Source organism: Pseudomonas capsici (assembly GCF_017165765.1).
GTDB classification, from domain to species: Bacteria; Pseudomonadota; Gammaproteobacteria; order Pseudomonadales; family Pseudomonadaceae; genus Aquipseudomonas; species Aquipseudomonas capsici.
Genome location: NZ_JAFGZD010000006.1, coordinates 187,941 through 199,285, shown reverse-complemented (window position 1 = coordinate 199,285; position 11,345 = coordinate 187,941). Strand labels below are relative to the sequence as shown.

The following is an 11,345-nucleotide window of genomic DNA, read 5'->3' as shown; positions in this document are numbered from 1 at the left end:
GCAGTGACCCTGACGATTCCATCGAGCCCTCATCCCGAACCGCCATCCATCGGCGCAGCGACCTCACGCTATGTCGTGGCGGTGCGTGCGTTGTGTGAGTTCACGGCCAAGGTTGGCAGCCTGGACCTGCGCTTCACGCCTTCGCCTACCGCTCAGGAAGGCATTGCCGGTCACCGCACCGTGGCTGCGCGGCGGGGTGCGGGTTATCAGGCCGAGCTGTCGCTGAGCGGCGATTATCGGGAATTGACGGTCCGGGGCAGGGCCGATGGCTACGATGCGACGCTCAATCAACTGGAGGAGGTGAAGACCTACCGCGGCGAACTCGATGCCATGCCCGCCAATCATCGTCAATTGCACTGGGCCCAGGCGAAGATCTACGGCTGGCTGCTTTGTGAGCGTCTGGATCTGCGCGACGTCACCCTGGCGCTGGTCTATTTCAACATCGTCAGCGAGCAGGAAACCGTGATCCGCGAATCTTTCAGTCGCGAGGCGCTACAGGCGTTTTTCGAGCGACAGTGCGAGATCTTCCTGCACTGGGCACAGCAGGAACTGGCGCACACAGCATCGCGTAATCAGGGGCTGAAGGCGTTGGCGTTTCCTTACCCCGGATTTCGCACCGGGCAACGGATGCTGGCCGAGTCGGTCTACAAGGCGGTCAGTACCGGTTCCTGCCTGATGGCCCAGGCACCGACCGGGATTGGCAAGACCGTGGGCACGCTGTTTCCGATGCTCAAGGCCACGCCGTCCCAAAAACTCGACAAGGTGTTTTTCCTGACCGCCAAGACGCCGGGCCGCAAACTGGCGCTGGATGCTTTGCAAGTGATCGGACGCAGCGCGCCTGACCTCGGGCTGCGGGTGCTGGAACTGGTTGCGCGGGACAAGGCCTGCGAGTACATGGACAAGGCGTGCAATGGCGATTCCTGCCCGTTGGCCAACGGTTTCTATGATCGCCTGCCTGCTGCGCGCAGCGCCGCCTTGAATGCGCCATGGCTGGATCAGGCTGGCGTGCGGGAAGTCGCCTTGCAGCATCAGGTCTGTCCGTATTACCTCAGCCAGGAACTGGCGCGCTGGGCGGACGTGGTGGTGGCCGACTACAACTACTATTTCGACCTGAGCGCCTTGTTGTTCGGTCTGGCCCAGTTCAATCAGTGGCGTGTGGCGGTGCTGGTGGATGAGGCCCACAACATGGTCGAGCGTGCCCGCAGCATGTACAGCGCCAGTCTCGACCAGCAGAACTTCAATACGCTGCGGCAAAGCGCTCCACAGCCTTTGCAAAAAAACCTGCAACGGCTCAATCGCCAATGGAATACCCTGCACAAGGAACAGGCGGGTGCCTATCAGGCCTATGCCGAGGTCCCGGGCAAATTCCTCAACAGTCTGAACCTGTGCGTAGCAGCCATAGGCGACTACTTCAACGAACATCCCCATGCGGTGGATGGGGCGCTGCAAAATTTCTATTTAGACGCCATCGGCTTTGTGCGGATTGCCGAGCTGTTCGACGAGCATTTCATCTTCGATATCGCCGTGCGCGAGTGGGGCGCGAAACGCCGTTTTTCCCGGCTGACCCTGCGTAACGTGGTACCTGCCCGTTTCATTGCACCGCGCCTGGGGGCTGCGCTGGGAACGGTGCTGTTTTCCGCCACGCTGAAGCCGCAACGCTACTATGCCGATTTGCTGGGGCTGCCGGAAAAGACCGTCTGCATCGATGTGGAGTCACCGTTTCATCACGATCAACTGAATGTCCGGATCGTCAGCCGTATTTCGACCCGCTTCACCCACCGTCAGGCCTCGCTGGCCCCCATCGCTTCCTTGATGGGAGAGCAGTTCCAGGCGCAGCCGGGCAATTATCTGGCGTTCTTCAGCAGCTTCGATTATCTGCAGCAAGTGGTTGAACTGATGCGCCAGACCTGGCCGCAAATCGAGCTATGGCAACAGGAACGCGGCATGAGCGAAGGCGAGCGGCAGGCCTTTCTCGACCGTTTCACCCTCAGCAGCCAGGGCATCGGCTTCGCCGTACTGGGCGGGGCTTTTGGCGAGGGGATCGATTTGCCGGGTGACAGGCTGATCGGCGCGTTTATTGCGACCCTTGGCTTGCCCCAGTTGAACCCGGTCAATGAGCAATTCAAGCAACGCATGGCTGTCTTGTTCGGCTCTGGCTACGATTACACCTATCTTTATCCGGGTGTGCAGAAAGTCGTGCAGGCGGCCGGACGAGTGATCCGCAGCCAGCATGATCGCGGTGTAGTCATGCTGATCGATGACCGTTTTGCCGAGCGTCAGGTGCAACAACTGCTTCCGACCTGGTGGCAGCTCGCAAACTCAGAGACTTAGGGATCGATAGCCAAGCATTCCGGTCAAACTGCCAGTAAACTGCCGCACCATAGCCGTTTTCGCCAAAACCGAATTTCCTGTCCCCATTTACGTGGAGGTTGTATGAGTCTCAGTCCTTTCGCCGGCAAGCTGGCACCTGCGCAGTTACTGGTCGATATCCCGAGACTGGTAACGGCCTATTACGCCGGGCAGCCGGATGCTTCGATCGCAACCCAGCGCGTGGCTTTCGGGACCTCCGGTCATCGCGGCACCTCTTTCGAGCTGAGTTTCAACGAGTGGCATGTTCTGGCCATCAGCCAGGCGATCTGCCTGTACCGCCAGGCCAATGGCATCGATGGCCCGCTGTTCCTGGGAGCCGACACTCACGCGCTCTCGACGCCTGCCAGCACAACAGCCCTGGAAGTGCTGGCCGCCAACGGCGTGCAGGTGATGATTTCCGAAGGTGACGAATACACGCCGACTCCAGCGGTATCCCACGCGATCATCTGCTACAACCGTGGCCGTACTTCCGGTCTGGCCGACGGGATCGTGATCACGCCGTCCCACAATCCGCCGCAAAGTGGCGGCTTCAAGTACAACCCTCCCAATGGTGGCCCGGCTGACAGCCACATCACCAAATGGATCGAGAACAAGGCCAACGAACTGCTGGCCGATAAACTTCAGGGTGTACTGCGCATCAGCCATGAAAAAGCCTTGCGTGCCGACACGACCCATCGCCATGACTACGTCAACACCTACGTCGCAGACCTGAAAAGCGTCATCGATCTGGACGCGATCCGCGACGCCGGTCTGCGTCTGGGCGTCGATCCGCTGGGCGGAGCAGGGGTGCGCTACTGGTCGGCCATTGGCGAGCATTACGGCCTGAATCTGGATGTGGTGAACAAGTTCGTCGATCCGACCTTCCGTTTCATGAGCGTGGACTGGGATGGCCAGATCCGCATGGACCCATCGTCCAGCCATGCGATGCAGAGCCTGATCGGTCTCAAGGATCGTTATCAGGTCGCCTTTGCCTGCGACCCGGATCATGATCGCCACGGCATCGTGACCCCAACCGGCGGGCTGATGACCCCTAACAGCTATCTGGCGGTTTCCATCGATTATCTGTTCCAGAACCGTCCGCACTGGCGCGCCGATGCGGCGGTCGGCAAGACCGTGGTCAGCAGCGGCCTGATCGACCGGGTCGCGGCGCGTCTGGGACGTCGTCTGTATGAAGTCCCGGTAGGCTTCAAGTTCTTTGCCGACGGGCTGTTCGAGGGTTCGCTGGGCTTTGGTGGCGAAGAGAGCGCCGGTGCTTCGTTCCTGCGGCGCGACGGTACGGTCTGGACCACCGACAAGGATGGCCTGATCCCGGCCTTGCTGGCCGCCGAAATCACGGCTCGTACAGGGCGTGATCCGAGCGAACTCTACAAGACCATGACCGATGAGCTGGGCGAACCATTCTCGACCCGCGTCGATGCCAAGGCCAACCCGCAACAGAAGGCGCTGCTGGGCAAGCTGTCGCCCGAACAGGTCACCTCCACGGAACTGGCGGGTGAGAAGATCCAGGGCATTCTCAGCCATGCGCCGGGCAACGATCAGGCCATCGGTGGCCTGAAAGTGATGACCGAGAACGGCTGGTTCGCCGCGCGTCCATCCGGGACCGAAGACATCTACAAGATCTATGCGGAAAGCTTCGTGAGCGAGGATCACCTGCAGCGTCTGGTGGCTGAAGCCCAGGTGCTGGTCGATGGAGCCATTGCACCGAAGTGACAATGCAGGTTTCGGGCTACTCTTGTCGTTGGGCATGAGTAGCCTGGGCCAGGTCAGTCGCGGTAGAACACCTGAACCAGGTGATAGCCGAACTTGCTTTTGATGGGGCCGTGCACGGTGCGCAGCGGTTTCTTGAAAATGACCTGATCGATGGCACCGACCATCTGGCCGGGCCGCACTTCACCCAGATCGCCGCCACGCTTGCCGGACGGGCAGGTGGAATGCTTTTTGGCCAGCACGTCGAAGGCCTCGCCCTTGGCGATACGCAGCTTGAGCTGTTCGGCTTCTTCGGCGGTCTTCACCAGAATATGGCGGGCTTGGGCTTTCATGTCGCACTATCACCTGTCAGAAAAGGCAGCCATTATGCCTGTCCTGACCTGAATGATTAAATCTGCTCGTCGAAAGCCATCGAGTGTGGCGGGTGGACAAACGTTTTCATATTTTCTTGTGCGGTGTTGATTATGGATTTTCCGGCGTTGTTGAAGATTCTGGCCAGCCAGGACGGATCGGACCTTTATCTTTCCACCGGAGCGCCGCCGTGCGCCAAGTTCAATGGCGTGCTCAAGCCGCTGGGCACCGAAACCCTCAAGCCCGGTGAGGTGGCGATTGTCGCCCAGGGCCTGATGGATGAGGAGCAGAAGCTCGAATTCCAGCGTGAACTGGAGATGAACCTGGCGGTGTCGCTGGCCGGTATCGGGCGTTTCCGGATCAATATCTTCATGCAGCGCAACGAAGTCTCCATCGTTGCGCGCAATATCAAGCTGGATATTCCGCGTTTCGAGGATCTGTACCTGCCGCCGATCCTGCTCGATGTGATCATGGAAAAACACGGGCTGGTGCTGTTCGTGGGGGCGACGGGGTCGGGTAAATCCACTTCCTTGGCGGCGCTGATCGACTACCGTAACCGCAATGCCAGCGGTCATATCATCACCATCGAAGATCCGGTGGAGTTCATCCATCGCCACAAGAAATCCATCGTTAACCAGCGTGAAGTGGGGGTCGATACTCGCAGTTTCCGTGCGGCCCTGAAAAACACCTTGCGTCAGGCACCGGATGTCATCCTGATCGGCGAGATTCGTGACCGGGAAACCATGGAACATGCGCTGGCCTTTGCCGATACCGGCCACCTGGCCATCTCGACTCTGCATGCCAACAACGCCAACCAGGCACTGGACCGGATCATCAATTTCTTCCCGGAGGAGCGGCGCGAGCAACTGCTGCACGATCTGGGCAACAACCTCAAGGCCTTCGTTTCCCAGCGTCTGGTCAAGACCCCGGATGGCAAGCGTCGGGCGGCAGTAGAAGTGATGATGGGCACGCCGACCATTCGCGATCTGATTCAGCGCAACCAGTTGACGGAACTCAAAGGCATTATGGAAAAGTCCGGCAGCCTGGGTATGCAGACCTTCGATACCGCACTGTTCAATCTGGCAGTGGAAGGCGCTATCAGCGAAGAGGAGGCGCTGAAGAATGCCGACTCGCAAAACAACGTGCGCCTGCGTCTCAAGTTGCACGGCGAGGGCGTCCACAACCTGACGACACCTCCGCCCGCGCCAGTGGGCACCGATTCGACAAAGATGTCGGATTGGGGGCTGGTAGACGAAAACGAAGGTACGTAGGAGTGATGTCGATCAGGTAAGGCGCAACAAAACCTGTAGGAGGCAGCTTGCTGGCGAAAAAGGTCTGAAAACCGTTGGGTATTCTTCATCATGCGTGAAGTCGCCAGCAAGCTGCCTCCCACAAAGTGATTTATGACCTTGACTGATTACTGCGCCAGCCACCCGCCATCCACATTCCAGGCTGCACCACGCACCTGGACGGCTGCCTCGCTGCATAGAAACAGCACCAGCTCACCCAGTTGCTGCGGTGTGACGAAATCCAGCGAAGGCTGTTTTTCGGCCAGCAGGTCATGCCGGGCCTGATCCGGGTCGCCCTGGCGATTGTCGATCTGTTGCTGCACCAAGGGCGTCAGGACCCAGCCGGGGCAGATGGCATTGCAGGTGACATTGCTGCGAGCCGTTTCCAGGCCCACCACTTTGGTCAGACCGATCACCCCATGTTTGGCTGCGACATAGGCTGCCTTGCCGATCGAGCCCACCAGCCCGTGAACCGAGGCGATATTGATGATGCGTCCCCAGTCCTTGTGGCGCATGCCGGGCAGGCACAGGCGGGTAGTGTGGAACACCGATGACAGGTTAATGGCGATGATCGAGTCCCAGCGCTCGACGGCAAAGTCCTCCACAGCGTCCACGTGCTGGATGCCGGCGTTATTGACCAGAATGTCGACACCGCCGAATTCTCGTTCGGCATAGGCGATCATGTCGGCAATCTGAGCCGGGTCGCTGACATCCGCTGGATGATGGCCAACGCGGCCGCCAGACTGTTGCACCTGGGCGATCACCGCCGAAGCATCGCCGAAACCGTTGAGCACCAGGTTTGCGCCGGCTTTTGCCAGCACCAGAGCAATGCCCAGCCCGATACCGCTGGTGGATCCGGTGACCAGTGCGGTTTTTCCTTGCAGATTCATAGTCGATTCCTTAAACGATGCCAGTGGCGTAGAACGCTGCGATCACGACGAAAACCGCCAGTGTCTTGATGAGGGTGATACCGAAAATGTCCAGATAGGCTTCACGGTGGGTCAGACCGGTCACGGCCAGCAAGGTGATCACCGCGCCGTTATGGGGCAGGGTATCCATGCCGCCGCTGGCCATGGCCGCGACCCGGTGCAGGACTTCCAGTGGAATGTTCGCGGCATTGGCGGCTGCGATGAAACTGTCCGACATCGCCGCCAGGGCGATGCTCATGCCGCCGGATGCCGAGCCTGTGATACCGGCCAGCAAGGTGACAGTGATGGCTTCATTGACCAGCGGGTCCGGGATGCTTTTCAACGCGCCGGCCAGAACCAGAAAGCCCGGCAGCGAGGCGATCACCGCGCCAAAGCCGTATTCGGATGCAGTGTTCATGGCTGCCAGTAGCGCGCCATTCACCGCGCTTTTGCTGCCATCTGCCAGTCGGGAACGAATGGCGCTGAAACCGAATATCAGCACCATCACAATGCCAATCAACAGTGCCGCCTCGACCGCCCAGATTGCCGTCAGCTTTGTCACTTCGGTCTGAATCGGGGTAGCCAGGCCCGGCAGCGCCAGGGTGTGAGTCTTGCCATACCACTGGGGAATCCACCAAGTGAACAGCAGGTTCATGACACCCACCAGGATCAGCGGCGACAGCGCGATCCACGGGTTGGGCAGCTTCAGGTCGGCAGCCGTTTCGGGCTCATTGCGCAGGTCGTGACCATAACCCTCGCCGGCACGCGCAGCCTTGTTGCGCTGACGCTGCAGGTACAACATGCCGGCGCTGAACACGAATACCGTGCCGATCAGGCCCAGCCATGGCGCAGCCCAGGCGGTGGTGTTGAAGAAGGTGGTGGGGATGATGTTCTGTATTTGCGGCGTGCCGGGCAAGGCGTCCATGGTGAACGAGAAGGCACCCAGGGCAATGGTCGCCGGAATCAGACGTTTGGGAATATCACTCTGGCGAAACATCTCGGCGGCAAACGGATAGACCGCGAACACCACGACGAACAGCGACACGCCTCCGTAAGTGAGCAGGGCGCAGACCAGCACAATCACCAGCATGGCCTGGCGCGTACCGAGCACGCCGATGGCGGCTGCCACGATGGAGCGGGAAAAGCCGGACAACTCGATGAGTTTGCCGAACACCGCGCCGAGCAGGAATACCGGAAAGTACAGCTTGATGAAGCCGACCATCTTGTCCATGAACAGCCCGGTAAAGGCAGGGGCCACCGCCGAAGGATCGGTCAGCAATACCGCACCCAGCGCGGCGATGGGGGCAAAGAGTATGACGCTATAGCCACGGTAGGCCGCGAGCATCAGCAACGCGAGCGCTGCCAAGGCAATGAGTACGCTCATGGGTATCTCCTGTTGTTATTGTTTTTTGGGTGCGGTCAGACCGCCGCAGAGCCATAGCGGGATTCGTGCCAGATATTCAAGTTATTGAAAATAAAGGGGATTTTTGGGTTTCATGATGGTGAAAGTCTCGCAACAGAGACTTCCTCCCCCGTAGGGGCGAATTCATTCGCGAAGAATCCGTGAATATTCCCGAAATTTTTAGCGTCAGGACTGACTTCGCGAATGAATTCGCTCTTGCCGGGCTTTGTCTCTGAAAAGAGACTCATCTCTACTTATTGAGACTCGACAATCCCCAGCACTGCCATCTTCTTGTAGAGGGTCGAGCGGCCAAGTCCCAGTTGCCGGGCTGCCTGCACCACATTTCCTGCGCATTGCAGCAAAGCGTTTTCAATCAGTTGCCGATCACTGCGCCTGCGGGCCTGGCTGAAGGTTTCCTGGACATGAGGACTGTTATCGCGGTTGCTGCTGGCACTGACCGGCAACAGGGTGCCGATAGCGCTGTGGATGTCCTTGGCTGTGAGTTGCAAGTCGTCGCTGAGCAGGGCCGCACGTTCCAGCACATTGCGCAATTCCCGGATATTGCCGGGCCAGGCATGCTGAGCCAGCAGTTTCAGGGCGTTGCTTTCCAGTTCATGCTGGCTGTGCAGTTCTTCGAGAATGGTTTCACTCAGGACAGGCAAATCCTCCAGGCGCTCGCGTAGGGGCGGAACCTGAATCGGCAGGACGCTCAGGCGATAATAAAGATCGGCGCGGAACTCCCCTCGTTTGATGGCGGCTTCCAGATCGATGGAGGTGGCGGCTATCACGCGTACATCGCTCTGGAAGACTTGATTGGAACCTACGGGTTCGTATTCCTTTTCCTGCAGCACTCGCAGCAATTTGCTTTGCAATGCCAGTGGCATGTCGCCTATTTCATCGAGAAACAGCGTGCCGCCCTGGGCAATTTTCAATTTGCCGGAACGCCCATTGCGCACGGCACCGGTAAAGGCACCGGGGGCCGTGCCGAAAAACTCTGCTTCCAGAAGGGCTTCGGGGATCGCGGCGCTGTTGATACTGACAAAAGGTTTGTCGGCGCGGGATGAGGCGTTATGGATGGCATGGGCCAGCAGTTCCTTGCCGGTACCGGTTTCACCCAGCAGCAACACCGGGGATTCAGTACTGGCGCTGCGCCGTGCGCGGCGTTTGACTTCCAGGGTTGCTTCACTGATGCCGATAAAGTGCGCAAAACTGTATTTTGCCTGCCGGGCCTTGAGCAGCGAGCGCGTGCTGGCCAGTTCCTGCTGCATGCTCAGGTAACGCTTGAGCAGCGGTGACAGGGTCTGCAACTGATCGAACAGGGCAAAACCGATAGCACCAATCACCGAGCCGGCGTTGTCATGGATCGGCAGGCGCATGACCACCAGCGGGTCCTTGGCGGTGTCCATCATATCCAGAAGGATGGGCTGGCCATTGCTGGCCACCTGACGCAACAGACTGCCGGGAATCACGCTTTCACAAGGTTGCCCGATGGCCAGACTGGCATCCTGCAGGCCAAAGCGGCGGGCGTAGCGTTCATTGATCCAGACGATGCGTGCTTCTTTGTCGACGATCACCGTGCCCTCACTGGACTGCTCGATGATTTCGAACAGGGAACGGGTCGCAAGACGCTGGATGTTTTGGTAGTCGCTGAGAGTGTTCTCTTTCATTGGGGGTGTTCCGTCATTTGACCCCGGCGTCTGGCCGAACAGAATGCCTGTTTTTATCCTGGGTGCGCTGCCGCCAGCAATTCCCTGGTGTAAGGATGCTGAGGCGAATCGAAGATAGTGTGGCTGGCGCCGTACTCGACCACTTTGCCGTCCTTGACCACGATCAGATCATGGGCCAGCGCCTTGACTACGGCCAGGTCATGACTGATGAAAAGATAGGTCAGGCCATGTTTTTCCTGCAGGTCGCGCAGGAGTGCAACGACTTGTTTCTGTACCGTACGATCCAGCGCCGAAGTGGGCTCATCGAGCAGGATCAAGGCCGGCTTGAGCACCAGTGCCCGAGCAATCGCAATACGCTGGCGCTGACCGCCGGAAAACTCATGGGGATAGCGATGGCGACTTTGCGGGTCGATACCGACTTCTTGCAGCGCCCGGATCACTTCGGCTTCGCATTGCTGTGCATCCAGTTGCCGGTGGACTTCCAGGCCTTCACTGATGATCTGCGCCACCGACATGCGCGGGCTGAGACTGCCGTAAGGGTCCTGAAAGACCACCTGCATCTCTTTGCGCCACGGGCGCATCTGTTTCTGACTCAAGCCATCCAGAGCCTGTCCCCGAAAGCGGATACTGCCACGAGACTCCAGCAGACGCAGGATTGCCTGACCAAGTGTCGATTTGCCAGAGCCGGATTCGCCGACGATTCCGAGTGTCTTGCCAAGTTCGATGCTCAAGCTGACATCGTCGACGGCCTTCAGGTACTCCTTGTGTCGACGCAGAATGCCGCCTGCCAGGGAAAACCAGACGCGCAGATTCTCGACCTCCAGTACCTTTTCCCGGGTGTCCCGGGGCAGCGGTTCGCCCGCAGGCTCTGCATCGAGCAGCAACCGGCTGTAAGGGTGCTGTGGCGATTTGAACAGTGACTGGCAATCGGCCTGCTCGACGATTTCACCGGCGCGCATCACGCACACCCGCTGGGCGACGCTATGGACCAGATTCAAGTCATGGCTGATCAGCAGCAGCGACATGTTCAGGCGCTGTTGCAGCTCCTTGAGCAGCAACAGAATCTTGCGCTGCACGGTCACATCCAGTGCGGTGGTCGGCTCATCGGCAATCAGCAGTTCCGGTTCGCAGGCCAGGGCCATTGCGATCATGACTCGCTGGCGCTGACCGCCGGACAGTTCATGAGGGTAGGCCTTGAGGCGCTTCTGCGGCTGCTGGATACCCACCAGCTCCAGTAACTCGACGATCCGGACCTCAGCCTCGCGCCCGCTGATGCCGCGATGCAGGAGCAGCGTCTCGCCTATCTGTCGGGCGACGGTGTGCAACGGGTTCAGGGACGTCATGGGTTCCTGAAAGATCATGGCAATCCGATTGCCTCGCAGCTCACGCAAGGTCTGCTCGCTGGCACCGATCAGTTCCTGGCCACGATAGGTGATGCTGCCGGTACTGGTCGTGCCTTTTTTGGGCAGCAATTGCAGGATTGAGTGGGCCGTGACGGATTTGCCCGAACCGGATTCACCCACCAGTGCCAGACATTCCCCCGCGCAGATATCGAGGCTCAGATTACTGACGACTTTCTGCCCATCGAAGGCGATGTTCAGGTTGCGGATTTCGACCAGCTTTTCTGACATTTCAAGGTCTCGAATCAAAT

8 protein-coding genes are annotated in these 11,345 nt (G+C 59.2%); 3 read left to right on the top strand and 5 right to left on the bottom strand.

All coding sequences use genetic code 11. The features are described from left to right. Window positions 1-3: 3 nt before the first annotated feature. Both JSY17_RS10710 and pgm read left to right on the top strand, forming a co-directional pair. Window positions 4-2,331, top strand: coding sequence for an ATP-dependent DNA helicase (locus JSY17_RS10710; protein WP_408636088.1), 2,328 nt, complete (start codon window positions 4-6; stop codon window positions 2,329-2,331). 102 nt (window positions 2,332-2,433) lie between these two features. Further along, the gene (gene pgm / locus JSY17_RS10705; protein ID WP_117165573.1) at window positions 2,434-4,080 is read left to right on the top strand and encodes a phosphoglucomutase (alpha-D-glucose-1,6-bisphosphate-dependent); all 1,647 of its coding nucleotides are present in this window, start codon (window positions 2,434-2,436) and stop codon (window positions 4,078-4,080) included. A 53-nt stretch (window positions 4,081-4,133) separates the two neighbouring features. On the opposite strand, the gene JSY17_RS10700 is transcribed toward pgm, so the two are convergent. Further along, window positions 4,134-4,409: a peptidylprolyl isomerase gene (locus JSY17_RS10700; protein ID WP_025260390.1), complete on the bottom strand. Its 276-nt coding sequence runs from the start codon at window positions 4,407-4,409 to the stop codon at window positions 4,134-4,136. Window positions 4,410-4,541: 132 nt separating this feature from the next. Here JSY17_RS10700 and JSY17_RS10695 point away from each other — a divergent pair, with 132 nt between their 5' ends. Then, window positions 4,542-5,699 carry a PilT/PilU family type 4a pilus ATPase gene (locus JSY17_RS10695; protein ID WP_117185486.1) on the top strand — a complete coding sequence of 386 codons (1,158 nt, stop codon included), beginning with the start codon at window positions 4,542-4,544 and terminating at the stop codon, window positions 5,697-5,699. A gap of 146 nt (window positions 5,700-5,845) precedes the next feature. Here the strand turns inward: JSY17_RS10695 and JSY17_RS10690 are convergent, their stop codons facing one another. From JSY17_RS10690 to JSY17_RS10675, 4 genes are all read right to left on the bottom strand, one after another. After that, window positions 5,846-6,607 carry a 3-hydroxybutyrate dehydrogenase gene (locus JSY17_RS10690; RefSeq protein WP_206401716.1) on the bottom strand — a complete coding sequence of 254 codons (762 nt, stop codon included), beginning with the start codon at window positions 6,605-6,607 and terminating at the stop codon, window positions 5,846-5,848. A 10-nt stretch (window positions 6,608-6,617) separates the two neighbouring features. Next, entirely contained in the window at window positions 6,618-8,009 is a 1,392-nt protein-coding gene (locus tag JSY17_RS10685) for a GntP family permease (protein ID WP_201012096.1), read from the bottom strand. 272 nt (window positions 8,010-8,281) lie between these two features. Further along, window positions 8,282-9,694: a sigma-54 interaction domain-containing protein gene (locus tag JSY17_RS10680; RefSeq protein WP_206401714.1), complete on the bottom strand. Its 1,413-nt coding sequence runs from the start codon at window positions 9,692-9,694 to the stop codon at window positions 8,282-8,284. A 53-nt stretch (window positions 9,695-9,747) separates the two neighbouring features. Continuing rightward, a complete protein-coding gene (locus JSY17_RS10675) occupies window positions 9,748-11,325 on the bottom strand; it encodes an ABC transporter ATP-binding protein (protein WP_206401712.1) in 1,578 nt (525 codons plus the stop codon). Between the last annotated feature and the right edge of the window lie 20 nt (window positions 11,326-11,345).

Coding starts and splice junctions, on each gene's coding strand:
- pgm (WP_117165573.1), top strand. CDS start 2,434: ATGAGTCTCAGTCCTTTCGCCGGCAAGCTGGCACCTGCGCAGTTACTG.
- JSY17_RS10700 (WP_025260390.1), bottom strand. CDS start 4,409: ATGAAAGCCCAAGCCCGCCATATTCTGGTGAAGACCGCCGAAGAAGCC.
- JSY17_RS10695 (WP_117185486.1), top strand. CDS start 4,542: ATGGATTTTCCGGCGTTGTTGAAGATTCTGGCCAGCCAGGACGGATCG.
- JSY17_RS10690 (WP_206401716.1), bottom strand. CDS start 6,607: ATGAATCTGCAAGGAAAAACCGCACTGGTCACCGGATCCACCAGCGGT.
- JSY17_RS10685 (WP_201012096.1), bottom strand. CDS start 8,009: ATGAGCGTACTCATTGCCTTGGCAGCGCTCGCGTTGCTGATGCTCGCG.
- JSY17_RS10680 (WP_206401714.1), bottom strand. CDS start 9,694: ATGAAAGAGAACACTCTCAGCGACTACCAAAACATCCAGCGTCTTGCG.
- JSY17_RS10675 (WP_206401712.1), bottom strand. CDS start 11,325: ATGTCAGAAAAGCTGGTCGAAATCCGCAACCTGAACATCGCCTTCGAT.